The organism is Haloquadratum walsbyi C23 (genome assembly GCF_000237865.1).
GTDB classification, from domain to species: domain Archaea; phylum Halobacteriota; class Halobacteria; order Halobacteriales; family Haloferacaceae; genus Haloquadratum; species Haloquadratum walsbyi.
In genome coordinates, this window is record NC_017459.1 from 2220030 (window position 1) to 2245547 (window position 25518).

Below are 25518 nucleotides of genomic sequence, written 5' to 3' on the forward strand. Positions count from 1 at the left end.
CTCAAATATTATCTGGGTATCTTCGCGTTTATTTAGTTACTGATTATTTTGATCGTGCCAGTCCTCGTACTAGTTTTTCCTGTTTGCATGGATTCCGATTTCTGTCGGCAGTTCAGGGTACTCGATATACGTTGATTTGACTCCTTTTAGGATTCGTCGGCATCAGTTAATCTCATTGGTGTACCGATATAGTATCCTGTCTAGTTCCCACGTCTGTCCTCACAGAGTAACGAGCGGAGATTCTCAAACCGCTCAAAAATGACGGAGATATTTGGGTCAATCGCCGAACATTTAAGACGACATTCGAAAAACGGCTACCCCAGTGGGGTGACCATTCAAATCAGTTCAGAGCTGTTGAACGTCTCATCACGCTCGTATTCAATGAGTTTCAACAGAGCGTTCAAAAACTCTGTCTCGTTGTGATCATCTGTGCTTCGAAGCGCATCTTGTGCACGCTCTCGGGTAACCTCATCTTTGGGTACACTCAATCCGTTCATAAAATGGATTCGGGGTGCTGATTGAAGTACTTCCTCCCCATACCAGCGACCATCTTGGTAATCCTGTCTCTTACCCATAAGTTCGTGGAGTCGTAACCGGACGTTTCAGACGCTCTCAGAGGTATTTTGAATCAAAAAATCGAGGCGAGAAGCGATTCAAATAGTGATATCGGCTGTGGGGGTGACAGAACGCCGGTAATCAAGCTCACTACAATTGTTCCAAAGAGGTGCTGAAACTGTAGATACCGAGGATTTCAGTCGTGCTCGCCGATCCCGATCCCGTTCCGCTAAAATCCTGACTCGAGTTGTGGGTAAGAGACAGACCTTGACGACGACCCGGCCTACCTGGCGATCCCGCATCCAGAAGGACTACCCGACCGACCGCTCGACCAGCTACGAAGAAGTGAACCTCGCTGTCGATGACAGCACCTACGACACGGTCTCGCGGCTCCGGTCGTACCTGAACAACCGCTGGCGGGACAGCGAGGCACTGTCCCCGTCGCGGCAGGCCGACCGGATGACCACCGAGAGCGTTCGGCGTGTCATCCGCTCGCTGACCGTGGAGGCCGACGTGCGCCCGCAGAGCATCGAGGGCGGGCAGGCGACCCTGAGGACGTGACGCCCACACGCTTCGGCACAGCGTCGCTTACAGGATGCTCCACGAGGAGGACGGCTACACTCTATACGATGTCCGGAACCGGCTGCGCCACGCAACAATCAAAACAACCGAAGAACGGTACGACCATTTCGACCGCATCTGACCATGACGGAAGACGACGTTGGTCCCAAGAACCCGCAGCCGGAAGGACACTACCCGCGCTTCGCGGACAACAAGTGGCACTACGTCCCCGACGAGTTGGCGCAGACGATCTCGCTCGGGCCGGCAGGCGACGGTGAGGAAGGCCAGGACTGGGTGCTAACGTACACGCCCGAGCGGCGAAACGAAGATGACCGGGAGAAAATTCTCGTTCGACTGACGCCACGCGCGCTGCACGAGCTGTACATCGAGACAAAGGGCGCCTCTCAGCAGACCAGCGGATGTACGGGCACAGCGCAGAGTGCGACCCTTGCGGCGACCAGGTCGATCTCGACGAGGCGATTCCGAACCAACGCGGGAAGCCATGCCACAGACGCTGTTAGGCCGAGTACACTGGCGCGCCAGACTGGTTCAGCGACTACGTGTAGCGAGAGACGGGAAACAGCAGGAAGACGGTGGCGAGGAACCCGGTTTACCGGACGTGAGTAGGAGGAGGGTTGAGGCCGGGAAGATGCCCTTCTAGAACGCTGGCTACGCCGATGCCGGGGATTCGGACGAATCACCGAGCGACTTGGTCAGTTCAACCTCAATCTTGACCGTGTCGTACGGGACATAGGGCTGCTTCGCGCCGCCCTCTTCACGGAAGTGGACGATCCGGTACTCGGCCAGAGTCTGAACATCGTCGTGGACCTGCCGGATGTCACGGTCGAGGCGGTCAGCGAGGTCGCGGATGCTATCGGCCGGAGCGTCCATCAGGCTCCGCACCAGCTCCAGGCGGCGCGGCGTGAGGATGCGCTGGAGACGGCTGGCGTCCTGGAAGTTGACGACGTGCGGCACCTCTTCACCCTGCTCCCAGCGCTCTGCACGGTCCAGGGCGCTCTCCTTTTGATCCTCGAACGGCTTTGACGTGATGCGAAGGGTAGAGGGGTACTCAACGTCCTCTGGAGGTTCGTGGGCGTGGTCAGGCGATTTCTTGCTCATGGATGGTTTCGACCTCGTCGAGGAATTTCTGTAGGTGGGACCGAAGGCCCTCGAATTCGATACCTTCGACCTCTCCACGGTAATGGCGGTGGTGTCGCCCAACGCCGTGGGCGTCGTTCGCGTTGTCGTACCGGAGGATCTCTTCATCGACCGGGCCGAGATACTGGAAACTGTATTTCAGTTCCTCCGGGAACTCGTCGCTCTCGGGGACATCCCAGGCGAGCGCTTCCCATCTGTCGCCTTCAGGGAATTCGTCGTCGTCCTCGAAGATTTTCGTCGCCGGCATCGGAGCACCTGTATTGTCCACATAAGATAACGGGTGCTTCACTCATAATCGTTGTGGTGACGGGACAACATACTATCTGAAGGCCGTCCACCTTTTGCGTAGATTTAAAAGATCGATGCAGAAACATCCGTATGGCGGAACGATCACATTTCGAGAAAGCAAAGACATACGGCCTGAAACGTCCCGAGGTTCTCATCCTCTATTACTTCACTGGGTGGTTCAACGGAATGACGGTCACCGTCCACGGCCGCACGATCTCTATTGCCACCACGTACGAACCAACGCTTCGTCAGCTGTGTAGCGACGATTAGGAACCAAGCTTCGACGAGGCGCACGAGCGACTCATCGAGTGCGGGATCTTCAAGTCACAGAGTCGGGGCGAGAACACCTACATCGGCGGTCGTCGGTGTCGATGACCCCCGACGCAGGATTGCATGCAGATCATCGAGGACATCTTCAGCGAGGAGGAGCAGCTGTTCCCGTCGTAGGTCCTCAACGAACACACGCGCCCCCCGACCTTCCGTGACGGAAGCAAACTTCTCCAGCACCGGAAGGGCGTCCTCGCCTCAAAACACCTCTTCGGCAGCCTCGAACGGGTCACCGGCGTCGATACGTACCCCCGGATCGACATTCCACAGCGCCCCGATCTCCGACTCTTCAGCCACGGCGAGCAGGCCGGTCCCACCGTCTGGATCTACGAGAACCGTGAGAACATGGTCCGGTTCTGGAATCACCTCATCGACAACGGTCTGATTGACCTCGACGGCGACCGGCTTCGGCGGAGCCGAAAGGGCGTGCCGAACTACTCCTCGCACGATGTTGTCTGGACCATCCCAGGCGTCGGCGGCGACCTCGTGGACGCGTTTAAACTCTTCAAATACAATCATATCACCTTTCGCTCATAATCCAGCCACAGCCCCTGAATGGGGTGCCGGCATCCACTATTCCCACATATAATCTGGAGCGTACACATCCCTGAGATGGTGAGCGTAGTGACTATTCTGACCGAGGTGTATGGGTAGGTGTACGGGTGTACGACAGGAGTCTTACCCCTGTGTACGGTGCGGTAGAGCGACGGACTGCTCGTACGCCTCTTCGTATAAAGATTCAGATGTCTCTGGGAGTGCAATATGGTCGTGCTGACAATCAGTCCTGCCGACTCACAACCCGGTTGTCCTCGTCGCTATGTCGCTCTCGGAGTGGGAGGGTCGATAATTCAATGTTTGCCATCCTCTGTCCACAATCCACCAGGTTTTGAACTCAAATGTGAATTTACTTGAATATACCCTTTGACGTCTTCGGTCGTAGCAGCGAGAGGATCAATATCGTCTGATTCACACAGTTTCAGTTTCAGATACTGGTTGTCGTGGTGCGACGATCGTGATGATGTTGATCCTTGGAATCCAGAAAAAACAACGTGAAGAATTACGTGCGGTGGCTGAAGAGTGAAGACTCCAGCAATCGCAAAATCGAACACCGAGTCAGAGGTATCCGAGGAACGTATCGAATACTGGTCGAGGAGAACACCGTTGACAATAATCCTGCTGACAACTACTTTCCATCTGATTTTCTCGATAGCACCGTACGTGGGGATGCTCAGAACGAGCGAACGATAGCCGAGAATAAACGAGGTCCACGTACCAACTTCGATACTATCGAGCCAGAGGAATTTGAGAAACTATTGGAAAACGTCAAAGCTCCACGATTTAGAAACCAATTCATCTGTAAGATGATGTGGCAGTTGATGCTCCGCAGCGAGCAAATCACGTACACGTCGGCTCGTTTTGATACAGTCTGGATTACGACCACCTCCGAGTTCTCTTCTCTATCTCGTAATATTTCACCTTTTTGATACACCTATGCTGAAATCAACGCAACACCACCCTAAATGTATTATTGCTAATGGGTTCTGGTTGCTCAGTGGGGAGCCTCAATACAGCGACAGCTACTGTGGGTACTCCTGAAAGCGGAGTCGTGATTCGGGGAGACTCATCACCTGTGCCTCGGAGTGCCAGAGGTAATCGTACCGTTCCCCTCTGTCCATCTCAACCAGTTCATCCCGTGATTTCTCTACGCTACTGCTGTCGACCCCTTGGAGATAGACGACGCCATAGACTACATTTGATGGAGAGCATTCGTAGTAGAGGTCGTTCACCGTCAGCTCCTCATCTAAGTTCAAGTTCACAAAAACCTCGTCAGCTGGGCGGTCAAACTCCCAAATGACGCAGACAAGCAGGTCAGTATCTAAATCATATGCTAATTCATCTCCCTCAGAATATTGATAGTTCACAGCGAGAACTGACGCAATACCACCCTAAAGGAGTTATTCGCTTTCGATTTGGACAGTTAGTTGTCAAGGAATCCCTGTGCCCGTAGGTTTTCTGCCCACGTCTTCAGTACGTCATCTATTTTCAGCCCATCGGTGCTGTATTCATATGCGTTCAGAGCGTCAATTCGATACGCAATCGGCGTCCACTCGCCGTTTGATTCAACTCGAAACCTAAATTCGGGATCTCGCATCAGATCCCCCTGCTGGAGGTAATACTGGCAAATAATCAGTTCGTCGCCGTGTCGCTCAATACTTAGATCCATTATTGCGTCCGAGTCGGATTCAATGTCGAGGTGGAAGTCGGAGTCAATTGATTCGTCGTGCTGATTGACGATAGAAGTGATAATATTCTTGAATTTCACCACGTTGAAGTCGACTCAAAATCACCCTAAAAGAGCTATGTCGATTCAGGGACGACACGATACGCGATGTGTCCGTGTTCAGTCGCCGTTCCTGCTTCAACCGTCCCAATGTCAAGCCAATAAGTGATTTTCTTTTGTGTCCTGTCGAGTGAAACGTTAGCTCCGTCAGCCAGTCCGTCGATAGTAAATGACCCCATCATCTCACTCGCCACTTCGAGTTTCTCGTCTTCATTCAGCGAAGAGTCCGTCTCTTGCTCGATCTCGTCTATGATCTCGGTGATTCTCTGTTTGACTGTCTCGAAACCAATATCACTGTCAATGCGTGGAATTCCCTATGTCATAGTCGTAGATAGGCTCTATTACCCCGAATAATTGCTGAGCGGATTACCGATTCCTCTGTCATCACAGTCTCAGGGGTGGGTTGGCGTTACTACAGCAGGGACTCTCGTATTTACCCAAAGGAAGAATTTGAGGAATCGAGAAGATGTTTGAGACTGATGAGTAAGATTACATCATCAATCGCCGAACATTTGACGCATCATCGGGTGCATCTCCATTAATTGTTCTTCGGCAATTTCCTCATACAGTTTGTATGTAATCGAGACTGTGAGTAAGAGTCCCGTCCCGGAGACGCCACCAATTGTTCCGAGCATATTTGCAAGAACAGCAAGCAATCCAACAAGTCCACCACCGATAACGGTCACTTGTGGGATATATCGCTCCATCACTTTCTCAATCACCTGTGGATTCCGTCGGAATCCAGGGATTTGCATTCCTGAATTCTGGATTTGGCGGGCGGTTGCTTCTGGACCCATACCGGTTGTTTCGACCCAGAAAATGGCGAATACCGCACCCCCAGCAATCATGAATGTAAGATCGATTAACACCCGAGCGATGATAGCAAGCGGCTCTTGTGAAGTAAACCCAAGGAACCACATCCAATCCTGTCGAGACTGAATCGGCGCAAGATACCAAAACAATCCACCGGTAACCTGCCCCTGGGTGTATTCGCCAAGCCATAGCGGCATCCCGCTCCACCAGTTATTAAGAATTTGTCCAAGGAACTGGATGTTCGCCTGTAATGCTCGTACAAGAATCATTGGTAGGACACTTGCATAGATGAGCTTCACCGGGAATCGTCCACGCGCTCCTTTCACATTTGCATGCGCAAGTGGAATTTCAACGCGGACACTCTCAGCATAGACAACAATCCCGAAAATAAACACTGTCGTAATCAGCGCCAAAATCTGACCTTGTCCAAGGAAGACATCCGAAAGCCCACCTGGTGTCAGCGGTGACCCGATATCAACAGCGCCAGTCACGATACCAACCCATGTTGGAATAAAGCCACTTTGTCCACCAAGACTCTGCCAACTAAATAATCCAGCAACAAGTTGCTGACTTACGCCGGCGATAATGAACAATCCAACGCCGGATCCAACCCCCCACTTGCTCACAATTTCATCCATAAACAAGATGAGAATGCCGCCAACAAACATCTGCGCGAAAATGATTGTCTTCACCCCACCTACCCCAACGGCAAGTGAGTCTGCAACTGCCTGACTTGCTGGGAGGAAATTCCCTGCAAATACCATTGGCAATCCAGTCAAGCAGATCATCACAACGACAAGTAGTTTTTGAAGTCCCTGATAGAGAATCTGATCACGTGGGTCATCAGTGTCAAGACCAAGGAGATTCGCACCACCAAGCAACTGAAGCACAATACTTGCTGTCACGATTGGTCCAATCCCTAACTGTAGAATCGACCCTTGTGACCCAGCAAGGATGCTGCGGAATTGCCCATAGAAATCTCCCCCAGCACCGCCTGTCTGTAATCCAAACATTGTGACGTTCGTCAAGAAAAAGTACATGACGAGGATGCCAGCCGTCCATCCTAACTTTTGACGAAACGGCACATGCCCCTCTGGACGCGCAACAGAGGGCATTCGTGTCAATACCGGTTCAGCGGCCTCCTTCCATCCCATAGCTTACTCTTATAGTTAATTTTCGTCGTTACTGTTAGGTTCTTCGTCTTCATCAACAGCAATTGACTTTCCTTGTTCAGTGAGCGTTGCACTGCCACCGGCATCCTCAATCAGCGTTCGTGCGGTATCGGAGAATGCATCAGCAATAACGTGTAACTCCTGTCGAACTTGACCGTCACCAAGTACTTTCGTTATATCTGCACTGTCAGCATCATCAGCAATATCTCGTGCATCGATATGATAGGCACCATCATCAAATTCAGCAGTCTCCTCTGCAACGAACAATGCTGCACCCTCATCGAGTTCCTGAACGGATATTTCTGCAACAGTCCGCTCAGCACCTGGTGGTCGTTTGAATCCGTGTTTCCCAATCGGCTCATAATTATGCTGTTCATGTTTATCACGACCAGCACGACCTCGACCACCACGGTGACCAGCACCGCGGCGATTTTTGTGCGTTCCACCACCATGCGTTCGTGACCCACGCTGTCGTCTTTTCTTTGATGTCATCGCATTGCCTCCAGAAGTTCATTAATTTGATCGGTGTCGTGAACACCGATCTGTCCGCCCTCAGCAGTCGGGTGTTTCTGCCCCCGATGACCACCACGCGGCGGATGTAACCGAAGAACAGGTGATAATCCCTGATCGCGAAGAGTCGTTTCCTCTTCGATAAGTGCAGTTGCAAGTGCATCGAAGTCATCATACTCGGTATGCGCTTCGAGCCACGTTTCATCAACTGTTTCATCACTATTCTCAGATTCAACGCGTCGTTCGAGCACTGTCGAAAGCACCTCAACACTTGGCTCCCCATGTGCGACGTACTCATTCACCTTTGTGATCATGCCGCGATACGTCTCTGTTTCAGGAACGAGCGCGCAATGATTCACTCGGTGAAGATTAAGCATAGCAAGCGTATCTTCAACAGCGCCACTCATATTGACAGGACCACGCAGTTGGATGATCGCTTGCATCACTCAGACACCTCTTGCTCGCGTTGTTTAGCTGCCGCACGACGAGGCGTCCGCGACTGCGAAGCATTTCGAAGTGCATTATATGTTGCTTTTGCAAGATTAACTGTCGTTCGAGTGTTTCCATTCGAACGCGTCCACGCATCTTCAACGCCTGCAAGTTCAAGAATATTACTCACAGTCTCAGCAGCCGCCAACCCAAGTCCTTGCGGGGCGGGCATCACTTCAACTGTCACCGACCCAGCCTTACCCTCGGCATTTCGGGTCAACGAATTGACGCCGCCAGCAGAATCTTCCCATGACCCAGAGCCACGATCAACGGAGATAAGATTTAATTTTGCAACGTCAATCGCTTTTTGAATTGCGGAACCAACTTGATCATCACGTCCCTCGGCATAACCAAGGAATCCATTGCGATTTCCGATTGCGACAACACAACGGAATTTCACGCGTCGACCAGAATCAGTCATCCGTTGAACCATGTTAATATCGAGCACCTCGTCGTCCAATCCAGGGAGTAACTGATCAACGAGTTCTGGTTCCTTGAGTGGAAGTCCGGAATTAAGCGCTTGTTCCATTGACGTTACATCGCCATCTTGTACCATACGACCAAGTCGTGTGCGCGGTGTCCAGCCGTCGCTGTTTCGTTGACTCTGGCTCATTCGTTATCACCCACTGATTGGGAATTATTATTATCTGTATCCGCGTCGGTGTTCATAGTTATATCTGTGTCTTGTATGGTCTCAAGCACCGTATCGAAATGCTCTGGAAGTGTCGTTGCATCAAAGTCGCTGTTATACAGCGGCTCATCGCGCTGCTCGGCATAGGCGGCGATATGCTCGCCACGGTTACGCGACCAGTCTGCAAGCACTGACTCATTATGTGGGATTGAGACACCCGCATCAATTGCTCCTTCCTGGACAACAAACACCTTGTTACCGGGTGTTGCTGTGTTCAATCCAATATCGAGGACAGCCTCATCGAGATCTGCTTCAATAGCACGCATTCCTGCAAGGTATCCGGTGAGATACGCACTTGGAAGGTTCCCTGTTGGTGCCTCCCAACCGTACTCACTCAGATGCTCTGAGGAAGCGGCTACGTGTGTTTCATCGCCATCCGGACCAGGTGTTATCAGCTGCGCCCTAACATGCCGGTTGCTCACACGAGCAACAAGGCGTGGCTTACCAGATTTTAGCAGGCGCAACCTCTGGTGGTAATCAGTCCGGACCTCGCGACGACGTCGCATCGGTACTTTGTATCGTGGTCCTGTTGCCATTATTCAATCACTATCTCCACATCATAGTTGCTGTCAATATACGCTTCAAGCCGGGCGACATCTTCGAATTCCCCGCCGGACGCCTTATTATATACCTCGCGATACTGTGTCGGCGTCAGTGGACCGTCGTCGCGAAGTTCACGAAGTCGACGGCGTTGTGCTCGAATTCGGCTCACCCATTCGTCTTTTTCGTTTTTTCGACCGCCAGAGCGTCCTTTCCGGGACCCTGGACCTTTGCGGTGTCCATATGCCCGTTTTTCCGCTCGGCTTCGAGCGCGACCCTTCGAGTTGCTCTTTGCATCCTCTGCGCGGATGATCCCTTGGTCAACTAATTCGCGGATGTCCTCACGGGTAATTGCTTCTGCAATTTCACCCTGTTCATCAGGGTCAAACCAGATACGACTCTTTCCAACTGAAAGGACATCTGCAGCCATTCGACGTTGTGCTTTCAGGTCTGTCATTCGTCTGTAGCCTCCGTAGCTATGACTGTATCTGCATCTGCGTCATCTCCAACCTCAACCTCAACATATGTTGGATTTAGAACACGAATCTCTCGCTCCGCGGCGACATCTTCAATTCGTTCACGCTTTCGCCCGCCAACCTTCGAGGCAATACGAACAGCCTCCGTGTCACCGTCGACACCCTCAAGATCATCGACATTGTGCACACGCACTTCTTCAAAGCCAGATGGGTGAAGACCACGGGCTGCTGTTGGTGAACGGTACCCTGCTTCAACAAGATCGCCTTTGCCTTTGATACCGCGGCGTTGTTTCGAAAGAGCTCCGCGAGGCTTCCGCCATGACTCTGGCGTTCGTTTTTTCATATGATGATCTTGTCGGCGGAATGCGGGTTTCCCTTCACGGTGTTTTTGTCCGAGTGCACGAGCCGTTTCGGGATCAAGATCAGGTGTTTTATTCGCATGTCCGCGTGGACGAAGTTCGGTTTCGACTGTGTCTGTTTCCTCGACTTCCTCGTCAGACTCAACTTCGACAGCTGCATCAGTTTCCGTTGAGACTTCGAGTTCACCGACATCAGCCTTAATTCGAGCTGCAAGCGCGTTTCCAATGTCATCGACATCTGCTAAGGCTGATTGGCTCGCTGCACGGATGTCCTCAAATGAGTCATAGCCTGCCTCACGGAGTGATTCAGCTCGATCGCTACTAACACCGCTGATATCCTCAAATGACTCAGCGTCATCTGTGGCTTCAGATTCGCTATCAGTATCAGCGTCAGTGTCGGTTCCTTGATCAGGCTCTGAGTCGACTGCATTGGCGTCATTGTCAGTGTCTGCATCAGCATCTGCATCTGCATCTGCATCTGCATCTGTCTCCGATGCGTCCACATGATCGACTTCTTCTGAGCCTGAATTAATCTCTGTCTCGTCTGTTTTGTCGTTTGTATCCTCGTCGTGTTCGTCAGCCATTTCAGGCACCTCCTTGTTGTGGCTTCTGCGTGATGTAGACCCCATCTTGGAAAATTCGGGTATCTTTATCAGTCACGCGCGTGAGTTGTTCGATGTCAGCCGCAGTCTGTCCGACATCTTCTTTCGATGGACCTGTCAGTGTGACCATCTCGCCATCAATCTGTACATTTGTGTCACCACGGATTGGGGTACGACGAGAGTCTTTTTCACCAAGGAAATTCTCGATGATCACCTCATCACCCTCGACAGATACCTGCATCGGGAAGTGAGCATAGTAGACTTCCATTTCATATGACCAACCGTCGGTTACTCCATGGATCATATTCGATACATGACTCTCAAAGGTGCCAACAGTGGCACTTGTCTTTGCGTCTGTCTCATCAGTTTCGATAACGACTGCATCTGCATCTGCATCTGCATCCGCATCCGCATCTGCATCGATACTGACTGTCACAGACGGGTACCAAAGCGTTCGTGTCACACTACCGTTTGGTCCCTCAACCGTCAACGCGAGGTTTGATACCTCAGCGCTAACATTCTCTGGAATTTCAATTGCTGTTCGGGTCATTATTTCAGTATACGTAAGCGATTACTTGACCACCAATACCCGTTTCACGGGCTTCATAGTGGCTCATTACGCCGTGGCTTGTAGTGACGATAAGTGCGCCATAATCACGAGCTGGGAGGTATCTTTTTTCCCATCGTTCGAACTCATCGGCACCAGCTGAGTATCGGGGCTTTACTGCACCGCACTCATTAATGCCACCGCTCAATTCAACCTCAAATCGACCGGCTTTACCATCATCAACGAATTCAAATCCGTTGATATACCCGCGGTCATAAAATACCTCGAGCACAGAGCCAATCACATTTGAGGCGGGCTGTATCTCATGAGAGAGGTGTCCAACACTCTCTGCATTATCAACACCTGAAAGTGCGTTCGCAAGTGGATCATTTCCTGTCATAATTATCGATACTTCTTGAATCCCATGTCGCGGGCGACTTCACGAAAGCATTGTCGACACAGATAGATATCATACTTTCCGACAAGACCTTGATTGCGACCACATCGTCGGCACTCATGAGTCTGTCCTGTCCGATGGCTTGCGTGTTCACCCGTCTGTTCAGTTTCTGATTCGCTCATGTACGATTAGTTGTCTCCGCCATCGCGCGTGTCTGCGCTGACACGTGTAATATCTACAGTGAATTCTGATTCGATAAACTGTACTGCATCTGAAGGTGTCAGTCGATGGCGAGACGGAATCGGCTGTGATGCTTTATCCCGTTTTGTCACTCGATATCCGGGTCGTGTGAGATTAACCGTCACATCGAGTCCATAAATACCGATCTGTGGATCATATTCTTGAGACGGGAATGTCGTATGTTCTTCGACTCCAAAGCTGAAATTACCAGTTTCATCGAACTGCCGCTCTGAGATGGTGACAAGCGGCAGTGCCTTTTCAAGGAATGATTTGGCGTCTGCCCCTCGCAATGTGACCTTCGCACCGATTGGATCACCTTCACGTGCGCCAAACTGTGATGCTGCACGCGTTGCGGTCGTTCGGACAGCGGTCTGACCAGCAATCTCTTCAAGAATCTCCTCTGCATTGGCGAGTTCACGTCCACCCTCGCCGACTGCCATATGAACAACAACCTTCTCAAGTTGTGGTTCACGCATCTCATGGAAAGTACTGTCAGTTTCGCTCATTCATTACCCTCCTGTGTGTTAGTGTCGTCGTCTGCGTCGTTATCTGCATTGTTGTCGACATCATCACCGGTAACATCCGGGTCAGCAGTGTCCTCATCATCGGTAAAATTCTCATCGATGACAACAACATACGGCTCAATTGTTTCAAATTGTCCGTCACCTGTCGATACCGATACAGTATTTTCACTGCTTCCAGCAGTGACGGTGATTGTCTCGATCTCGCCAATCTCGCCTGAATGCTTTCCACTAACAGCAGTCACGAGTGCACCTTCCTCATATGGGAAGTGCGCGACAATTTCTTTCGTCTCATTATCGATGACAAGCGAATCCCGTGGATTGTACGTATCAATCTCATCAGCATTGACACGGATATTTGCGCCGTCGTGTAGCGTGAGTTGAATCGCCCCACCGCTAACCTGCTGTTTATTAATTATCTTTCCGAGTCGGCTGTTTGCATCCGATATATCAATTGGTGTGAGTGCAAGTCGACCGCCCGCTTCTGGGAAGACTCGATAATATTCTTCACGTTCAGTAAACGCAAGAATATCAAACAGTCCAACCGGTCGCTGTTCATCACTTACAACATCACCATTGACCAAGACAGATCGCTGATTCAATGCATACCGCGCTTCTTTTTTCGAGTCTGCATATCCCAGCACATCTCGTAAAAGAATCACCAATGGCACACCCGATTCACCATGTGGACCTGCCCCAGCCTTGACCGTGAATGTCTCTGTCTTCCGTTCAATCGGCCATGAATCCGGTGCAGAGAGCCGTTTTTGATGCTGTGTCATTGCTCATCTCCTTCTTCAAGACGTGCTTCACGTTTGCTATCTTCAAGATTCAATTCTGTTACACGAAGATTTGATGAATCGATCGGTCGCGGGACCTCCTCGCCATCAGCCTTCTCAATTGTTACGTCTTCAACATGAATAACCGTCTCAGTGAGATCAACAGTAACGACTTCAGCTTCATGACCGGCATCGTCACCTCGAAGCACTTCAACAGTATCACCTGTATTGACGCGGACGTTCCGCTGTCCATACTCTTCACGAAGTTCATCAGAAAGCGTTGCACGAACTGCTCGCTGCCGTTCATGTAATGGGGCAGTTTCCGTTCGCGTTCGCTGTTTGCGTGGTTGTTTACTCATAATCCATACTTACACAATCATTGTTGCTGTTGATGCAATACTCCCAAAGCGCTCAGCTACTTCACGCGCAATTGGACCTTTAATTTCGGTCCCACGCGGTTCTTCCATCTCGTCGATAATAACAGCAGCATTATCTTCGAATTTGACGCGCGTTCCATCTGGACGGCGGATTGATTTTCGCTGCCGAACGATGACGGCTTCCAGCACCTGGCGTCGCATTTCGGGCGTTCCCTTTGTCACTGAAACAGTGACTTGATCGCCAATGCCTGCTTTGGGGTGTCGATTCTTTGTTCCTGAGCTACCCATCACGCTGATAACTTTCAGTTCACGTGCGCCGGTATTATCAGCACATGTGACAAGGGACCCACGTTCAAGGCCCTTTGTGACATCGGCTTTCAGTGCCTCCATCACTCAGCACCTCCAGTGTCGATCTGTTCGACAACAACGTGGGATTTCGTCTTCGACAGCGGTCGGGTCTCTGCGATGCGAACCGTATCGCCCTCCGCAAGGTCAACGCACGGTGGTGCGTGTGCGGGGATGCGACTACGCCGCTTCATAAGGCGGTCGTACTTGGGAACGCGAACATCGTATTCACGTTCGACAATAACGGTCTTGTCCATATCTGTTGAGGCAACTGTGCCTTCGAGTGTCTGCCCGCGCACGGAAAGCGATCCGTGGAACGGACAGTTCGTGTCAGCACAGGATACCTCTGGTTCGGTTACATTCAGTCCTATCGCCATAATGAGTCTCCTGCTTTTTCAGTTCGTAACGCGGGTCGTGAGAGCAATCGTGTTCCATCCACCGTAACGTAGGCCGCATCCTCGCACATCTCAGCATTCTGTGCTGTTGATCCCGATATTGGGCGATTGGACTGACAAGCAGGCAAGTCTGAATTGTGTCGTGCCTCACCAGTAGTATCCAATCGGTGGTTGGATGTGGTCCCCGACGTCTTCACAACGCCGGCGGCTTCATCTGTGATATTCATATTCGATTCGTGTGTCGTTGATGAGTGTTGAGCTGATCCTGAGACCGATTCAGCTTTATCACTCGTCGGGTTCTGCCCGTGACTATGTGTTAATGTAGATACACTATCGATCTCGATTGCTGATTCAAGACAAAATTCGAATACCGAATCACGTTTCGGCACCTGTTTGATCTGTGTATCACATTGCTCCTGCCCCTGTGGCTGACTGTGGGTATGCATATGTACTGGCTCCTGAGTGCTGACACAATGATGAGCCGGTGGCGACGGCGATTCCATTGCCACTGTAGATATCGATTCAATGTGGAGTGTCTGCATTGTTTCATCAACCACACGTCCGCTGATTCCAATGAGATCTGGATTTGCGGCATCAGCAACGGCTATATAAAGCCCAATAAGTTCGTGTCGTGTGAGTGTCTCAGGTGTCAGTGCCATTTGGGTTAATATAGCGGTGAGTCGCTAGCTTTCGGAGTCCGGCTCGGTTTCATGATCTCCTTCTTCATGTTGGATTGTTTTGATGCGAGCGATTGTCCGTTTGAGTTCGCCAACACGTCCCGGATTTTCTGGAGCCCCTCCGGCAGCCTGCTCCGCTTTCGAGTTGAGCAACTCTGTTTCGAGTGTTTCAAGCTCAGCCTGTCGTTCTGCAGGCGTCATGTCGCGGAGTTCATCAGCGTAGACAATTGCCATCTATACGTCCTCCTCATCGATATCTTCCATTTCTGCAACGAGGTCTTCAGCCTCAGCTTCAACCTCAGCATCAAGTTCTTCGACTTCTTCTGCAACCGTTTCAGTGTCGTTGCCTGAGTCATCTGAGACAACTTCAATATCCTCAACGTCCTCATCATCGCCGCCAATGTCGACAGGTTCAGTGACAACCTCCTCATCCTCAGATGACACTCCAGGATCAGCTTCAACAACCTCCTCATCGATGATTTCTTCAGGAGTCTCTTGTGGAACGGTCACGTCATCATCAGCACCAACATCAGGAATGTCTGCGGGATCCTCCGCAAGGAGCGAGTCAACTCCATCACTTTCTGCAACCTGCTCAACGGGTTCAACATCGACATCATCGTGAATCTCGAAGTCATCAGGAAGCTCTGCTCCCGGTGGGATGATTTTCACCGTCACGCCGATTGTTCCGAGTTTCATTACGGCAACTCCCTGTCCCTCATCGACAATTTCCTGAGCTGGCTCACCGTTATGCTTGATGTATCCACGGTTAAACTTCTCAACGCGTGATCGCGCACCAGTTACCTTTCCACTCAGGACAATTTCGGCTCCAAGCGCACCAGATTCAATGATTCGATCAATCGTGGTATGACCGGCTTTCCGGAAGTACCATCCGCGCTCAAGCGCGTTTGCAAGACGATCTGCAACAATCCGTGCGTTCAGATCGGGCTCATCAACTTCCTGAACATCGATCTGTGGATCATCGAGATTAAATCGATCTTCAAGCTCGCGAGTGACCTTTCGGATATTTTTTCCACCCTTTCCGATGACCATCCCCGGTTTTTCTGCCTTGAGGACAATCTGCGTACCCATCGGAGTCTTTGCAACATCCATACCACCATAACCGGCACGACCAAGTTCATCTGCAAAGAACTCATCAATCTGCGAGCGTTGCAACCCATTTTCTATGAATTGATGTTCGTCTGCCATTAGATATCTACCCCATCTGTTCCAGGTTGTTCAATAATTAATTCAACATCGCAAATGGTCGTATTCCATGGGTCAGCACTACCAAATGCGCGTGGCTTTCGACCTTGTCGCTCGCCTACTTTGTGTGCAGCAACATGTCTGATCGCCATTGCATTCCCATCAAATCCCTGTTCATTTGCATTTGAAGCGACATTCTCAATTAACTCAAGAAACGCTTTTGATGCCTTCTCTGGATAGCGTCCAGCATCCCATCCATCAATGTCTGAACGGTGACCAACACCGGAGTTATGTTGACGGAATGGAACTGACTGTCGCTGTGCAATCACATCATCGAGATATGATTCTGCGTCTGCGATAGTCATTCCCTTTATTTCGCGGGCAATGGCTTTGCTATGCTTCAAACTGATTGGCCGGTCGCGAAGCATTCCTCTGGCGGTTGTCTCCGGGTCGGCCTTGACACTGTAATTGATACCCATATGTGGTGTAGTATGATTTGTTGACGTTACTTGAGCGGCACAAACTTCGAAGACCGTGTTGCACCAATGCCGGCTTGTCCATGCTCAACAGACGTTCGTGTCAGTTGGAATTCGCCAAGATAATGACCGATCATTTCAGGTTCAATTCGAACCCGTTCAAATGACTGACCATTATATACAGCTATTGTCTTCTCAACGAATGACGGCAGGATTGGCATATCACGAAGATGTGTCCGAATCGGATCATTTGCTGTCTTCTGGGGGTCTGCATCACGAACAGTCTCGCGTAACTTTTGCTGCTCCGTTGTCAAACCGCGTTCAATAGTTCGCCGCTGTCGAGCGGGGAGCAATGCTGTGATGTCTTCGAGTGACATTGCCTGCAGTTCATCAAGTGTGTGACCGCGATAAGTGAACTCACCCTCACGGCCAGTACGGTATTCAGAACTCATGTAATTATGATATGATTGTTGTAGTCGTTTGTTATACTGCTGTACATCTGTCTATTGTCTTGGTGTGAATGATACTGGATTGAACATGGATGCTCAATGGTGAATAGTTATCATTATACTGATAATTGTAATCACAAAAACGCATCACTCACTGCTCCCATTACCACCACGTCCGGTTCGCTTCGATGCAATATCGCCCACTTTCCGTCCTGGTGGAGCATCTCGTGAGACAGATTTTGGTTGTCCGGGATGCTGTCGACCACCACCACCGAATGGGTGATCAACAGCGTTCATCGCAACCCCACGGACACGAGGCCACTTGATTCCTCGAGCTTTCATCTTATGATGCTTCTTTCCAGCTTTTACGAACGGTTTCTCTGTCCGCCCACCTCCAGCAACAACACCGATCGTCGCCTGACATGCTGGACTGAGTCGCTTTGTCTCACCAGACGGAAGTTCGATGACAACTACATCGCGGTCATGTGTCATCAGTTGCGCACTTGTTCCAGATGCTCGAGCGAATTTCCCACCATCGCCAACCTGGCTTTCAACATTACAAACGGGGACTCCTTCTGGAATCTCTCTGAGTGGAAGTGTATTTCCTGGCTTAATCTCAGCACTTACACCAATTTGCATCGTTTCACCGACACGAATCCCTTCAGGAGCAAGAACGAGTCGGCGGTCGCCATCATCAAACTCAACGGCTGCGACCGGCGCACTTCGCGCAGGATCGTGTTCAATGTCAACGATTGTTCCTGTAATTGTATCGTCTGATTCGGATTGCTTGTGAGATAATTCAGCCTTATATCGATGCGATGGTGCTCGGAATGTGGAAGTTCCACGTCCACGTCGCTGCCCTTGGATTCGACGTCCCATGGATTAGAACACCCCAATCCGTGATGCGATGTCTTGTGCATCATCATCATCAGAGAGACGGACAGTAGCCTTCTTTTTTGCACGCGGTGTTATCTGTGTTTTTGTATCAATGATTGTGATTTCGTATCGTGATTCAATTTCATTTTCAATTTCGTCTTTCGTCGCATCAGTATCGACGATAAACTGTAATTTATTATCGAAATCCATCTCATCCATTGCTTTCTCGGTGACAAGTGGATACTCAATAAGTGAACTCATCGATCTGCTACCTCTTTGATTGCACTTTCTGTATACACTGTTAATCGACCTGGTTGTGTGCCTGGAGCAAGATCCTCAGCACTTACATTCGCGGCTGTTACAACGTCAGCACCAGCAAGGTTTCGCGCCGCTTTCGATGGCTCATCGCTTGTAATGAATAAGATCGACTTCGGTCGTCGATACTTTCGACCACGGGTCTTCCCGCGACCGGCACGAATTGATTTGTTTTCATCTGAGCGAACGATATCAGCATGAACACCGAGTGATTCGAGCACGTCAACAACTTCCTGTGTTTTTATTAATTCCTCGAACTCGTCGGAAACAACCAGCGGAAGTTCGACATCATTCTCAAATTGATGCCCACGTTCTTCAACCTGGCTTGGGTCAGCCGTCGCCGCAACTGCCGACTGGAACGCAAGCTTTCGTTCTTTCGTATTGACCGACTTACTCTGATCTTTCTCTGCTTTTGGTGGATGTGCCTTCCGTCCAGAGACTGCTTGTGGAACTCGACGAGCTTGTCCATTCTCACGCGGGACGTGAGCCATACCCCGTCCACTGCCGAAAGACTCGGCTGGTGTTCGCATCCCTGCATATGGGTCAGCACCATACGGTTGTTTTCGATTTGCCTGTGCAGCAACAACAGCACGCTCAATCACATCCGGGCGGTACGGTGTTTCAAACACCGCCGGAAGTTCAAGCGTGTCTGCTTTATCGCCATTCAGATTGTGGATTGTTGTCTCCATTCGTTATTACCCCTGGTTTGATGCGGTCGACACGTAGCGTACTTCTGGGTCGAGACGCGGTTGGTCACTTGGACGGACGGCAGTTCGAAACCGTAGAAGCCGCTGGTCCGGTCCTGGTAGTGATCCCTTAATAAGTGCGTATGGACCATCAACTTCTCCATATCCAACGAATCCACCATCGACCGTCGGTTCGTTGCCGTTCCCAATCTCAATAAGCCGTTTGTTTAATTCTGTACGCTGATGATATCCTGTCTGTCCCTGTTGTGGAACAGTCGATCGAACACGAGATGGGTTCCATGGACCAAGATTCCCAATCCGTCGACGGTATCCCTGGCGTGCATGTTTTCCTTTTCGCTTTTGAACGCCGAAACGTTTGACCGGTCCCTGCGTTCCCTTTCCTTTTGTGACACCAGCAGCATCAAGATATTCTCCAGCACGGAAAATATCTGAAATTTCATGTTCGCCACCGTCTGAGATGAGATTAAGCCCAAACTCAACACGGTCAGTCAGTGTGCCGCCACCAACGCGTGTCTCCATGACATCTGGAGTCTTCTTCGGAATATTTCGCATCCCTGCAGGCAGCGTGTGAGTAATGAGACGAACATCATCGATGTCACCCGTCTCTGCGTCGTCGCGGAGAGCGGCTGCATCATCCTCAAATGTGTCTTCATTGGGGAGATCAAGTGTTCGCTCAAGTGACGTGTCAAACTCACGTCCCCACACTTCTGTCAAGGGTTTGGAACCATACGGCGTATCTTCGTACGCTCGAAGAGCAACAGCGCGCATCGGCGGTGTCTCAACAACGGTCACCGGTACTGCCTCTTCCATTCCCTCACGGGGGGAGTTGGCTTCGTCGTTGACCATCAACACCTGTGTCATCCCGGCTTTATAACCGGCAAATCCCTGCACTCCGGGGGCGCCATCATTACTGGCCCATGACCGGATACGCGGGACTTCTGACTCCGCACGCTTGCGTGGGCTGAAACCCATCGAGCCTTTTCGTGGTCTACTTGGTTGTGGCATGTAATCACTCCGTAATTGTCAATAATGCGAGAGATGCGAACATCGCTTCCTCAGTTCGCACAACCTCGCTTCCTTGTTGCGGAATCGTATTGAGCCAGAGGTCAAACCCTGGATCGATATTGGGTTCAACCACTTCGCTGGCAGTATTGTCACCGGTAGTATCAACATTTGTGGGTGAGACCGTTTTCTCATCCGTTTGTGTTTGGCTATCCGGCGCATTATCATCGCCAAGGATGACTGGAAGCCCACGACCAGGCGCACCAAAAGCGATTGTCGCTCCCGCGCGATTGACGCGTGCGGCAAGTTCTGGCAATCGCCCTGTGGTTACTGTGTCACCGTGTCTGGACGTCGCAACGGTGATACCTGCAGCAGCGTGCTCAAGTGCATCCACAAGGTCCAGGCAGGAGACATCAAACCCCGAAAGTGGAGTATCGACGATCCGTGCCCGGACCGGTTCTCGCGAAGAGATCCTGATAGCAACGCGTGTCCCCTCTCGTACAGATACCGATTCTGGCACATGGAGAGAGACCGGGTGTTGCAATTCACAATTGACCCGAACGCGGTCATCAGGTCCGACCTCGGTCACGATTCCCTGTGTTAACGACCCTGAATCAGTTGACTCAGAGCCGGTCGTAGATGACACGCGGAGGGGCGGAAGGACACCGACGTACTCAAGTTCGTCGCGTCGCCCCCATATCTTCTTTCGGAGATGCGGTGGCGTGGCAGCGTATCGAAGCACCGTTTCAACAAACTCGCCTCCAAGTCGTCGCTCGCCTCCCCGGTCGGGAAAGACAATGAGGTGGTCTACTCGAAATACTGTTGCCGAACGGGCGATGTATCCGAGCTTGCGAGTCGCCTCGCGTTTATCCTCAGCCTCACGAACGACAGAAGACGGAATAAGTACTGACAGCGTCATTCCGGTCCCTTCAGCGTCACATCTAGACTGTATTTCTGATATTGGAGCCCTCGGTAAAAGGCTAGCGAAAGCTTACGAGCAGTGTGAGTCTGTCTCATTCGGTAGTTGCAAATGCTGTTGGTATGCTCTTATACTACCCAGTTCTGTCCGGTAATTCTTGATATTCTCCCCACCCTGAAGATAGCGTTTCACCCTTGCATCTTTCATAAATCCGCAAACGTTATGTATGAATCTCTCATTCTGACGAATGGATTGGTCGCAGATGCGCGCTGGTAGTGTAGTGGTATCACGTGACCTTGCCATGGTCACAACCCGGGTTCAAATCCCGGCCAGCGCATCTCTGTGTTTTTATTTGATGACATGGTGACAATAATAACTTGTCTATAATTTTTAGACTCACACTGCACACACTGAAACTGATTCACTCAGACAAATCATGTCAATGGTGAGCGAGTAGTGGGAGCAGTAACAGGTGACTATCAGTTATTTTGCCATGGTGAACTACCCCTGCCTACCCAGTGGTTGATGCTGCTTCTTGTTTCTAGGACGATACTCGCAGACATCTAAACGGAAAGCAGCACAAGTTCCCTGCGCCACAGTGCACGGGGTATTTTATATAGTATCATTTCGAGGCTTGAAGCTGTCGCGTTCTGAGTATATAAAAACGGCGTGAGCCGTTAGTGACGGCCCGTAATGTCTGTGCAATTTGATTCAGCAAACAGGCCGTCAGAAGACGTAACGGACGCCTCTAATATCAATTCTACTGATCTCGTCGCTGACGAACTGTACTCGCTGCTCGACGAAGTCGACAGCGAGTCGATTGCCGATGAGTTCAAGATTGGGCTCCATTCCGACAAACACGACTTTACAAACCACGTCAAAACGGCTGTTCGTGAGGGTCTTGACCCCTCCAGCTCACTCGCTGAACTTGAGGATAAGACCATTGTCGACGACTCACTCGAACACATGCCTAAATCACGGTTTTCAGAACTCACGAACGACCGCGACTACTGCGCGGTCGTTCAGCTCCTCTTCGAAGTACTGCACACACCACAGTTGTATCATCAACGTGGAGTTCAACGAAAACGACTGGAGTGGATGACACGAGATGTCGTCGCTGTTGATGCCACAAACCTCGAACTTACGCGCTCTGTTGTCGTCTCAGACGAGTTCGTTGGAGACGACGACAAGGTCTACAAGATCGACACAGACGATGGTGGTCTCGAACTTCACTGCGCAGCACGTGTGGATGGAGAAAATAAACATCCACTCGACGCTACTGTTACAGAGGGCGACACCCACGAAAGCCCGCAGTTCGATCTCCTCAAGGAAGATGTCGAGGTCTTTGCAGACCTCGACTCGGTAATCTGGGTCTTTGACCGCGCATACACGCGATATCTACGGTTCTGTGAGATCAAGCATAGTGGCAATGATTTTGTCACACTGATGCACTCAGACGCTCGATTTGAACTCATTGAGACACTCGAAGAGTTCGAGGTCACCGTCTCAGGGAACAACGCCGCTCAGCCGACTCACTCAGATGAGGAATCAACGCGACGGGTTCGTGATGAACGAATTGAGTTAGCCGAGACTGGCGAAGAGTTCCGCAGGATTGTGCTGGAAACACCCGATGGAGAAGAGATTGAGTACCTGACGACGCTGGCGTCGTCAGAGTACGATCCAATCGACGTGATCAACATCTACACACTACGGACAGTAATTGAGATCCTCTTCCGAGAGTGGAAACAGTACCTCAACATCGAGAACTTTCACTCGAAATCGCTGAACGGCGTGTTATTCGAGCTGTTCTGTGCATTGATTGGATATATGCTGGTCGTATGGTTTCGCCAACGCCACCCAGTCAAGGGTGGCGTGGCGCGTGCTATCCAGAAAGTTCGAACCTTCTGGAATGAGACGCTAGATTCATTCGGCTAATCAATCTTCACTTCCCGGCGACAGCCGTCACCCACCAGCGACGGCTGTCGCCTGTGCCGCGATCATTGATCATTTCTTTCCCTGAACTGCTACTTCTCTTGGCTCAACACGGATTTCACCGACAACTGTTCGATGAGTGAACTCCCATACGATTCTTACCCAGCAGTTCGTTAGGAGAGAATTTCGCCGGGCTTTATGAACTTAGAACGCGACAGGCTTGAAGTCGAAACTGTCCTGACTGTTGGTCCCTGAGTAGTGTGTATGGGTGATCGTAACCATCGACATGACGCGATTATTGCACTTTCACAGAATGAATATCGTGATGCTGGTGATGCATATACGCTTGCTAGCTACGGACGATTATCAGGGTTGAGCAACCGTGGGCGTGAGTTGTTTGACTCTGACGATGCTCCATGGGCTGGATACGCACTTGAGTCGTTTTTCCTCGCTGCTATCTGCTATCGTTTGAGTGATGGGAAGCCACGAGCTCGTAATCGCGTTGGACAAGGAATCTTGATTGCGAGTGATCTTCGCGATAACATTCTTGAATCACCTGTCCTTGCGGCTGCATGTGATGAATGGATTGGAACGTTTCGAGCAATCGCCGGTGATGATGATCGAGCAGCAGCAGCATATGATCGAGCAATAAAAGGATATAAAAATGCAGATCCTGATGATCCTGTCAGTACAACAACTGAACCACTCTTACAGGCGGCTGAAAGTGGAGTGAGACAACTAACACGTCCGAACGATGAGAATGTTAAATGGGACAATATCCATGGGTCAGCGCCAGAGCAAGCACTCTCTCATCGAGTTCAGTTTTTCCGATCCCGTGTCCCAACAGCGATTCAATCACGTATCGAAGAGCAAACCCTCCATGCACCTCGAGGGTCAACAGAGTATGGGAATGATGAATTCCACTGTCCAGACTGTGGGTCGCATGATGTAAATTACGTAGCTGATACTGTGTTGTGCCTTCGATGTGACAGCCCGACTGAGCGTCGATAGTGAATATCACAAACCCAGCCATCGAATCTGTATATAAAACGACGCATAATTAATATCTGAATTGATGTCTGCGGTATCAAGATGTGGGTCGCCATGGACTTCCGATTTCGTTGCGCTGATAATCGTTGAATTGCCCATTCTTGAAGATGCTCACACGGCCATTTTCCTCGCTCACAGTCACCGCAAATAAGACACCAGTACGGGTTGATACCTCAACAGCGCTAAGATGTTTTGTCCCCATCCAATCTGCATATGCAATCTCATCACGACGCTCGACTTCTGCAGCACTTGGGCTTCGGATGCGAACCATCTGCTCTTGAATTGTCCCATCAGCGGTGATGACAATCGCACCGTCGCGCTTAAAAGCAACATTACGAGCGGCTGTGACGAATGACTCAATCGAGTTCGTTGCCACTCGACACGTCTCAACCGGCCAGACATTCGCTCCAAGTGGGTCAGCGTACGCCCCAAAATTAACATCAGCAAGGACGATGAAATAAAGACTTGGACCGCTAACATATTGTTCATCCCATCGGTCAAAAGAGAGGCTTAAACTCTCAGCAACAGCCATCACTCGATGCCGAATCTCATCAACAGTCGCGTGCGTCGCCTGTAGTGGATCATCGCTTGACATATGTTATTTCACTCGCCATCGCCCGCCAAGTTCTTCTCGTTTGTAGTCTTTGAATTCACCGTCTTTAAACACACTCACCCGGCCATTCTCCTCGCTAAGAGTGACAGCAGCAAGAATCGCATCAAGTGAAGATACCTCGAGTGCGCTGAGATGTTTGGCGCTCATCCAATCGGGATACTCAATGTCCCCGATGTCAAGTCCATCTGCAGGACGGATTCTGACCATTCGCTCCTGAAATGTTCCATCGGTGGTGACAATGACTGCTCCATCGCAATCAAATGCGATCTCCTCAGCGGCTGCAATAACAGGATCAAGATCGCGACTCACAACATGAGCTGTGTCGATTGGCCATCGATTTACTCCAAGCGGATCAGCATACCCGCCAAAACGAGCACCGGCTGCAACGACGAAGTATAAACTTGGTCCGCGGACGTACTGACTGTCCCAGTTATCAAATCGTCGGCTAACATCTTCAACAACGTATGTAAGTAGATCAATCAGTTCATCTGTCGTCGCAAATGATGCTTTCACTTATTCGAACTCCTCCATATACTAACCTGTACGGTACAATCATATCTTTGTTCATTATTAACATCCTCCTGGCGCTGAAGCGCGAGGATTCCTTCGTGGGGCGTCGGACCGTCTGCATCAGCGGGAAGCGATTCTGAATCTTCCGATTGAAGATTCACACGAGTTGTCTTATGACATAACATAACGACGGGTTTCTTGATAATGTCGGTTGTTGAAGAGTTTGTTGGATTCATCGCCGCGCTGACATACGAGGCTTTATTTTCAGTTTTACGTAAGTATTCAGACAAAGGATATATCGGTATATCT

39 protein-coding genes, 1 tRNA gene and 2 pseudogenes are annotated in these 25518 nt (G+C 50.6%); 6 read left to right on the plus strand and 36 right to left on the minus strand.

Annotated elements, in window-relative coordinates:
* Positions 1 to 335 precede the first annotated feature (335 nt).
* Positions 336 to 575 (minus strand): hypothetical protein, encoded by a 240-nt coding sequence (locus HQRW_RS09765; RefSeq protein ID WP_014556466.1) that lies wholly within the window; start codon positions 573 to 575, stop codon positions 336 to 338.
* Positions 576 to 822: 247 nt separating this feature from the next.
* On the opposite strand from HQRW_RS09765, the gene HQRW_RS15875 reads away from it, so the two are divergent.
* Both HQRW_RS15875 and HQRW_RS16520 read left to right on the plus strand, forming a co-directional pair.
* The gene (locus tag HQRW_RS15875; RefSeq protein WP_158307751.1) at positions 823 to 1116 is read left to right on the plus strand and encodes a hypothetical protein; all 294 of its coding nucleotides are present in this window, start codon (positions 823 to 825) and stop codon (positions 1114 to 1116) included.
* Between the two features lie 144 nt (positions 1117 to 1260).
* Positions 1261 to 1637 (plus strand): annotated as a pseudogene (locus HQRW_RS16520) (hypothetical protein).
* A 148-nt stretch (positions 1638 to 1785) separates the two neighbouring features.
* Here HQRW_RS16520 and HQRW_RS09775 read toward each other — a convergent pair.
* Both HQRW_RS09775 and HQRW_RS09780 read right to left on the minus strand, forming a co-directional pair.
* A complete protein-coding gene (locus HQRW_RS09775; RefSeq protein ID WP_014556468.1) occupies positions 1786 to 2235 on the minus strand; it encodes an HVO_A0114 family putative DNA-binding protein in 450 nt (149 codons plus the stop codon).
* Positions 2216 to 2521, minus strand: coding sequence for a toxin-antitoxin system TumE family protein (locus tag HQRW_RS09780; RefSeq protein ID WP_014556469.1), 306 nt, complete (start codon positions 2519 to 2521; stop codon positions 2216 to 2218). Before HQRW_RS09780 ends, HQRW_RS09775 begins: the two co-directional genes overlap by 20 nt.
* A gap of 131 nt (positions 2522 to 2652) precedes the next feature.
* On the opposite strand from HQRW_RS09780, the gene HQRW_RS09785 reads away from it, so the two are divergent.
* Positions 2653 to 2832, plus strand: coding sequence for a hypothetical protein (locus HQRW_RS09785; protein WP_049891943.1), 180 nt, complete (start codon positions 2653 to 2655; stop codon positions 2830 to 2832).
* A gap of 54 nt (positions 2833 to 2886) precedes the next feature.
* Here the strand turns inward: HQRW_RS09785 and HQRW_RS09790 are convergent, their stop codons facing one another.
* From HQRW_RS09790 to HQRW_RS09935, 30 genes and pseudogenes are all read right to left on the minus strand, one after another.
* A complete protein-coding gene (locus tag HQRW_RS09790) occupies positions 2887 to 3069 on the minus strand; it encodes a hypothetical protein (protein WP_014556470.1) in 183 nt (60 codons plus the stop codon).
* A gap of 18 nt (positions 3070 to 3087) precedes the next feature.
* Complete coding sequence (locus HQRW_RS09795) at positions 3088 to 3408, minus strand: hypothetical protein (protein ID WP_014556471.1); 321 nt, start codon at positions 3406 to 3408, stop codon at positions 3088 to 3090.
* Between the two features lie 1058 nt (positions 3409 to 4466).
* Positions 4467 to 4811 carry a hypothetical protein gene (locus HQRW_RS09805; RefSeq protein ID WP_014556473.1) on the minus strand — a complete coding sequence of 115 codons (345 nt, stop codon included), beginning with the start codon at positions 4809 to 4811 and terminating at the stop codon, positions 4467 to 4469.
* A gap of 56 nt (positions 4812 to 4867) precedes the next feature.
* Positions 4868 to 5212 carry a DUF6908 domain-containing protein gene (locus HQRW_RS09810; protein WP_014556474.1) on the minus strand — a complete coding sequence of 115 codons (345 nt, stop codon included), beginning with the start codon at positions 5210 to 5212 and terminating at the stop codon, positions 4868 to 4870.
* Positions 5213 to 5247: 35 nt separating this feature from the next.
* Positions 5248 to 5412: a hypothetical protein gene (locus tag HQRW_RS15880; protein ID WP_158307752.1), complete on the minus strand. Its 165-nt coding sequence runs from the start codon at positions 5410 to 5412 to the stop codon at positions 5248 to 5250.
* A gap of 315 nt (positions 5413 to 5727) precedes the next feature.
* Positions 5728 to 7197 (minus strand): preprotein translocase subunit SecY, encoded by a 1470-nt coding sequence (gene secY / locus HQRW_RS09815; protein WP_014556476.1) that lies wholly within the window; start codon positions 7195 to 7197, stop codon positions 5728 to 5730.
* Positions 7198 to 7212: 15 nt separating this feature from the next.
* Positions 7213 to 7707 (minus strand): uL15m family ribosomal protein, encoded by a 495-nt coding sequence (locus tag HQRW_RS09820; protein ID WP_014556477.1) that lies wholly within the window; start codon positions 7705 to 7707, stop codon positions 7213 to 7215.
* Positions 7704 to 8168: a 50S ribosomal protein L30 gene (locus HQRW_RS09825; protein ID WP_011572041.1), complete on the minus strand. Its 465-nt coding sequence runs from the start codon at positions 8166 to 8168 to the stop codon at positions 7704 to 7706. Before HQRW_RS09825 ends, HQRW_RS09820 begins: the two co-directional genes overlap by 4 nt.
* The gene (locus HQRW_RS09830) at positions 8168 to 8827 is read right to left on the minus strand and encodes a 30S ribosomal protein S5 (protein ID WP_011572042.1); all 660 of its coding nucleotides are present in this window, start codon (positions 8825 to 8827) and stop codon (positions 8168 to 8170) included. The genes HQRW_RS09825 and HQRW_RS09830 overlap by 1 nt, the downstream gene beginning before the upstream one ends.
* The gene (locus tag HQRW_RS09835; RefSeq protein WP_014556478.1) at positions 8824 to 9441 is read right to left on the minus strand and encodes a 50S ribosomal protein L18; all 618 of its coding nucleotides are present in this window, start codon (positions 9439 to 9441) and stop codon (positions 8824 to 8826) included. Before HQRW_RS09835 ends, HQRW_RS09830 begins: the two co-directional genes overlap by 4 nt.
* Positions 9441 to 9902: a 50S ribosomal protein L19e gene (locus HQRW_RS09840; RefSeq protein WP_011572044.1), complete on the minus strand. Its 462-nt coding sequence runs from the start codon at positions 9900 to 9902 to the stop codon at positions 9441 to 9443. The genes HQRW_RS09835 and HQRW_RS09840 overlap by 1 nt, the downstream gene beginning before the upstream one ends.
* Positions 9899 to 10864 (minus strand): 50S ribosomal protein L32e, encoded by a 966-nt coding sequence (locus tag HQRW_RS09845; protein ID WP_014556479.1) that lies wholly within the window; start codon positions 10862 to 10864, stop codon positions 9899 to 9901. Before HQRW_RS09845 ends, HQRW_RS09840 begins: the two co-directional genes overlap by 4 nt.
* 1 nt (position 10865) lies before the next feature.
* Positions 10866 to 11432: a 50S ribosomal protein L6 gene (locus tag HQRW_RS09850; protein WP_014556480.1), complete on the minus strand. Its 567-nt coding sequence runs from the start codon at positions 11430 to 11432 to the stop codon at positions 10866 to 10868.
* Positions 11433 to 11436: 4 nt separating this feature from the next.
* The gene (locus HQRW_RS09855) at positions 11437 to 11829 is read right to left on the minus strand and encodes a 30S ribosomal protein S8 (protein ID WP_011572047.1); all 393 of its coding nucleotides are present in this window, start codon (positions 11827 to 11829) and stop codon (positions 11437 to 11439) included.
* Between the two features lie 2 nt (positions 11830 to 11831).
* Positions 11832 to 12008: a 30S ribosomal protein S14 gene (locus tag HQRW_RS09860; RefSeq protein ID WP_011572048.1), complete on the minus strand. Its 177-nt coding sequence runs from the start codon at positions 12006 to 12008 to the stop codon at positions 11832 to 11834.
* Between the two features lie 6 nt (positions 12009 to 12014).
* Positions 12015 to 12572: a 50S ribosomal protein L5 gene (locus tag HQRW_RS09865; protein WP_014556481.1), complete on the minus strand. Its 558-nt coding sequence runs from the start codon at positions 12570 to 12572 to the stop codon at positions 12015 to 12017.
* Positions 12569 to 13366: a 30S ribosomal protein S4e gene (locus tag HQRW_RS09870; protein ID WP_014556482.1), complete on the minus strand. Its 798-nt coding sequence runs from the start codon at positions 13364 to 13366 to the stop codon at positions 12569 to 12571. The genes HQRW_RS09865 and HQRW_RS09870 overlap by 4 nt, the downstream gene beginning before the upstream one ends.
* Positions 13363 to 13722 carry a 50S ribosomal protein L24 gene (gene rplX / locus HQRW_RS09875; RefSeq protein WP_014556483.1) on the minus strand — a complete coding sequence of 120 codons (360 nt, stop codon included), beginning with the start codon at positions 13720 to 13722 and terminating at the stop codon, positions 13363 to 13365. The genes HQRW_RS09870 and rplX overlap by 4 nt, the downstream gene beginning before the upstream one ends.
* A 9-nt stretch (positions 13723 to 13731) precedes the next feature.
* Complete coding sequence (locus HQRW_RS09880; RefSeq protein WP_011572052.1) at positions 13732 to 14130, minus strand: 50S ribosomal protein L14; 399 nt, start codon at positions 14128 to 14130, stop codon at positions 13732 to 13734.
* On the minus strand, positions 14130 to 14462 hold the full coding sequence (locus HQRW_RS09885; RefSeq protein ID WP_011572053.1) for a 30S ribosomal protein S17: 333 nt from the start codon (positions 14460 to 14462) through the stop codon (positions 14130 to 14132). Before HQRW_RS09885 ends, HQRW_RS09880 begins: the two co-directional genes overlap by 1 nt.
* A 524-nt stretch (positions 14463 to 14986) precedes the next feature.
* Positions 14987 to 15139, minus strand: a pseudogene (locus HQRW_RS17175) (ribonuclease P protein subunit); the annotation flags it as partial.
* Positions 15140 to 15163: 24 nt separating this feature from the next.
* Entirely contained in the window at positions 15164 to 15391 is a 228-nt protein-coding gene (gene rpmC / locus HQRW_RS09895; RefSeq protein WP_014556485.1) for a 50S ribosomal protein L29, read from the minus strand.
* Entirely contained in the window at positions 15392 to 16363 is a 972-nt protein-coding gene (locus HQRW_RS09900) for a 30S ribosomal protein S3 (RefSeq protein ID WP_011572056.1), read from the minus strand. It lies immediately after the preceding gene.
* Entirely contained in the window at positions 16363 to 16839 is a 477-nt protein-coding gene (locus tag HQRW_RS09905; protein ID WP_011572057.1) for a 50S ribosomal protein L22, read from the minus strand. The genes HQRW_RS09900 and HQRW_RS09905 overlap by 1 nt, the downstream gene beginning before the upstream one ends.
* 26 nt (positions 16840 to 16865) lie before the next feature.
* Positions 16866 to 17288, minus strand: coding sequence for a 30S ribosomal protein S19 (locus tag HQRW_RS09910; RefSeq protein ID WP_011572058.1), 423 nt, complete (start codon positions 17286 to 17288; stop codon positions 16866 to 16868).
* Between the two features lie 144 nt (positions 17289 to 17432).
* Positions 17433 to 18164 (minus strand): 50S ribosomal protein L2, encoded by a 732-nt coding sequence (locus HQRW_RS09915; protein ID WP_011572059.1) that lies wholly within the window; start codon positions 18162 to 18164, stop codon positions 17433 to 17435.
* A gap of 3 nt (positions 18165 to 18167) precedes the next feature.
* Positions 18168 to 18422 (minus strand): 50S ribosomal protein L23, encoded by a 255-nt coding sequence (locus HQRW_RS09920; protein WP_011572060.1) that lies wholly within the window; start codon positions 18420 to 18422, stop codon positions 18168 to 18170.
* Complete coding sequence (rpl4p, locus tag HQRW_RS09925) at positions 18419 to 19165, minus strand: 50S ribosomal protein L4 (RefSeq protein ID WP_011572061.1); 747 nt, start codon at positions 19163 to 19165, stop codon at positions 18419 to 18421. Before rpl4p ends, HQRW_RS09920 begins: the two co-directional genes overlap by 4 nt.
* Positions 19166 to 19171: 6 nt before the next feature.
* On the minus strand, positions 19172 to 20188 hold the full coding sequence (locus tag HQRW_RS09930) for a 50S ribosomal protein L3 (RefSeq protein ID WP_014556486.1): 1017 nt from the start codon (positions 20186 to 20188) through the stop codon (positions 19172 to 19174).
* Positions 20189 to 20192: 4 nt separating this feature from the next.
* Positions 20193 to 21104: a putative RNA uridine N3 methyltransferase gene (locus tag HQRW_RS09935; RefSeq protein WP_014556487.1), complete on the minus strand. Its 912-nt coding sequence runs from the start codon at positions 21102 to 21104 to the stop codon at positions 20193 to 20195.
* Between the two features lie 266 nt (positions 21105 to 21370).
* Here HQRW_RS09935 and HQRW_RS09940 point away from each other — a divergent pair.
* From HQRW_RS09940 to HQRW_RS09950, 3 genes are all read left to right on the plus strand, one after another.
* Positions 21371 to 21441, plus strand: a tRNA-Gly gene (locus HQRW_RS09940).
* Positions 21442 to 21797: 356 nt separating this feature from the next.
* The gene (locus HQRW_RS09945) at positions 21798 to 23039 is read left to right on the plus strand and encodes an IS4 family transposase (protein ID WP_014556488.1); all 1242 of its coding nucleotides are present in this window, start codon (positions 21798 to 21800) and stop codon (positions 23037 to 23039) included.
* 261 nt (positions 23040 to 23300) lie between these two features.
* Positions 23301 to 24047 carry a hypothetical protein gene (locus HQRW_RS09950; RefSeq protein ID WP_014556489.1) on the plus strand — a complete coding sequence of 249 codons (747 nt, stop codon included), beginning with the start codon at positions 23301 to 23303 and terminating at the stop codon, positions 24045 to 24047.
* A 76-nt stretch (positions 24048 to 24123) separates the two neighbouring features.
* On the opposite strand, the gene HQRW_RS09955 is transcribed toward HQRW_RS09950, so the two are convergent.
* The 3 genes from HQRW_RS09955 to HQRW_RS09965 are packed head-to-tail and all read right to left on the minus strand — an operon-like array spanning position 24124 to position 25445.
* Positions 24124 to 24681 (minus strand): diadenylate cyclase, encoded by a 558-nt coding sequence (locus HQRW_RS09955; RefSeq protein ID WP_011572065.1) that lies wholly within the window; start codon positions 24679 to 24681, stop codon positions 24124 to 24126.
* Between the two features lie 3 nt (positions 24682 to 24684).
* Positions 24685 to 25212: a diadenylate cyclase gene (locus tag HQRW_RS09960; protein WP_011572066.1), complete on the minus strand. Its 528-nt coding sequence runs from the start codon at positions 25210 to 25212 to the stop codon at positions 24685 to 24687.
* Positions 25209 to 25445 (minus strand): hypothetical protein, encoded by a 237-nt coding sequence (locus tag HQRW_RS09965; protein ID WP_049891959.1) that lies wholly within the window; start codon positions 25443 to 25445, stop codon positions 25209 to 25211. The genes HQRW_RS09960 and HQRW_RS09965 overlap by 4 nt, the downstream gene beginning before the upstream one ends.
* Between the last annotated feature and the right edge of the window lie 73 nt (positions 25446 to 25518).

Excerpts from the sequence above, each read along its gene's own strand:
- HQRW_RS09775 (WP_014556468.1), bottom strand. The coding sequence starts at position 2,235 with ATGAGCAAGAAATCGCCTGACCACGCCCACGAACCTCCAGAGGACGTT.
- HQRW_RS09950 (WP_014556489.1), top strand. The coding sequence starts at position 23,301 with ATGGGTGATCGTAACCATCGACATGACGCGATTATTGCACTTTCACAG.
- HQRW_RS09820 (WP_014556477.1), bottom strand. The coding sequence starts at position 7,707 with ATGACATCAAAGAAAAGACGACAGCGTGGGTCACGAACGCATGGTGGT.
- HQRW_RS09850 (WP_014556480.1), bottom strand. The coding sequence starts at position 11,432 with ATGACCCGAACAGCAATTGAAATTCCAGAGAATGTTAGCGCTGAGGTA.
- HQRW_RS09935 (WP_014556487.1), bottom strand. The coding sequence starts at position 21,104 with ATGACGCTGTCAGTACTTATTCCGTCTTCTGTCGTTCGTGAGGCTGAG.
- HQRW_RS09785 (WP_049891943.1), top strand. The coding sequence starts at position 2,653 with ATGGCGGAACGATCACATTTCGAGAAAGCAAAGACATACGGCCTGAAA.
- HQRW_RS09900 (WP_011572056.1), bottom strand. The coding sequence starts at position 16,363 with ATGGCAGACGAACATCAATTCATAGAAAATGGGTTGCAACGCTCGCAG.
- HQRW_RS09855 (WP_011572047.1), bottom strand. The coding sequence starts at position 11,829 with ATGACAGGAAATGATCCACTTGCGAACGCACTTTCAGGTGTTGATAAT.
- HQRW_RS09930 (WP_014556486.1), bottom strand. The coding sequence starts at position 20,188 with ATGCCACAACCAAGTAGACCACGAAAAGGCTCGATGGGTTTCAGCCCA.
- HQRW_RS09825 (WP_011572041.1), bottom strand. The coding sequence starts at position 8,168 with ATGCAAGCGATCATCCAACTGCGTGGTCCTGTCAATATGAGTGGCGCT.
- HQRW_RS09880 (WP_011572052.1), bottom strand. The coding sequence starts at position 14,130 with ATGGAGGCACTGAAAGCCGATGTCACAAAGGGCCTTGAACGTGGGTCC.
- HQRW_RS09905 (WP_011572057.1), bottom strand. The coding sequence starts at position 16,839 with ATGGGTATCAATTACAGTGTCAAGGCCGACCCGGAGACAACCGCCAGA.
- HQRW_RS09955 (WP_011572065.1), bottom strand. The coding sequence starts at position 24,681 with ATGTCAAGCGATGATCCACTACAGGCGACGCACGCGACTGTTGATGAG.
- HQRW_RS09915 (WP_011572059.1), bottom strand. The coding sequence starts at position 18,164 with ATGGGACGTCGAATCCAAGGGCAGCGACGTGGACGTGGAACTTCCACA.
- HQRW_RS09835 (WP_014556478.1), bottom strand. The coding sequence starts at position 9,441 with ATGGCAACAGGACCACGATACAAAGTACCGATGCGACGTCGTCGCGAG.
- HQRW_RS09765 (WP_014556466.1), bottom strand. The coding sequence starts at position 575 with ATGGGTAAGAGACAGGATTACCAAGATGGTCGCTGGTATGGGGAGGAA.
- HQRW_RS09965 (WP_049891959.1), bottom strand. The coding sequence starts at position 25,445 with ATGAATCCAACAAACTCTTCAACAACCGACATTATCAAGAAACCCGTC.
- HQRW_RS09945 (WP_014556488.1), top strand. The coding sequence starts at position 21,798 with ATGTCTGTGCAATTTGATTCAGCAAACAGGCCGTCAGAAGACGTAACG.
- secY (WP_014556476.1), bottom strand. The coding sequence starts at position 7,197 with ATGGGATGGAAGGAGGCCGCTGAACCGGTATTGACACGAATGCCCTCT.
- HQRW_RS09885 (WP_011572053.1), bottom strand. The coding sequence starts at position 14,462 with ATGGCGATAGGACTGAATGTAACCGAACCAGAGGTATCCTGTGCTGAC.
- HQRW_RS09910 (WP_011572058.1), bottom strand. The coding sequence starts at position 17,288 with ATGAGTTCTGAATACCGTACTGGCCGTGAGGGTGAGTTCACTTATCGC.
- HQRW_RS09860 (WP_011572048.1), bottom strand. The coding sequence starts at position 12,008 with ATGAGCGAATCAGAAACTGAACAGACGGGTGAACACGCAAGCCATCGG.
- HQRW_RS09795 (WP_014556471.1), bottom strand. The coding sequence starts at position 3,408 with ATGATTGTATTTGAAGAGTTTAAACGCGTCCACGAGGTCGCCGCCGAC.
- HQRW_RS09865 (WP_014556481.1), bottom strand. The coding sequence starts at position 12,572 with ATGAGCGAAACTGACAGTACTTTCCATGAGATGCGTGAACCACAACTT.
- rpl4p (WP_011572061.1), bottom strand. The coding sequence starts at position 19,165 with ATGGAGACAACAATCCACAATCTGAATGGCGATAAAGCAGACACGCTT.
- HQRW_RS09780 (WP_014556469.1), bottom strand. The coding sequence starts at position 2,521 with ATGCCGGCGACGAAAATCTTCGAGGACGACGACGAATTCCCTGAAGGC.
- HQRW_RS09830 (WP_011572042.1), bottom strand. The coding sequence starts at position 8,827 with ATGAGCCAGAGTCAACGAAACAGCGACGGCTGGACACCGCGCACACGA.
- rplX (WP_014556483.1), bottom strand. The coding sequence starts at position 13,722 with ATGAGTAAACAACCACGCAAACAGCGAACGCGAACGGAAACTGCCCCA.
- rpmC (WP_014556485.1), bottom strand. The coding sequence starts at position 15,391 with ATGGCAATTGTCTACGCTGATGAACTCCGCGACATGACGCCTGCAGAA.
- HQRW_RS15880 (WP_158307752.1), bottom strand. The coding sequence starts at position 5,412 with ATGATGGGGTCATTTACTATCGACGGACTGGCTGACGGAGCTAACGTT.
- HQRW_RS09840 (WP_011572044.1), bottom strand. The coding sequence starts at position 9,902 with ATGACAGACCTGAAAGCACAACGTCGAATGGCTGCAGATGTCCTTTCA.
- HQRW_RS09920 (WP_011572060.1), bottom strand. The coding sequence starts at position 18,422 with ATGAGTTCACTTATTGAGTATCCACTTGTCACCGAGAAAGCAATGGAT.
- HQRW_RS09845 (WP_014556479.1), bottom strand. The coding sequence starts at position 10,864 with ATGGCTGACGAACACGACGAGGATACAAACGACAAAACAGACGAGACA.
- HQRW_RS09870 (WP_014556482.1), bottom strand. The coding sequence starts at position 13,366 with ATGACACAGCATCAAAAACGGCTCTCTGCACCGGATTCATGGCCGATT.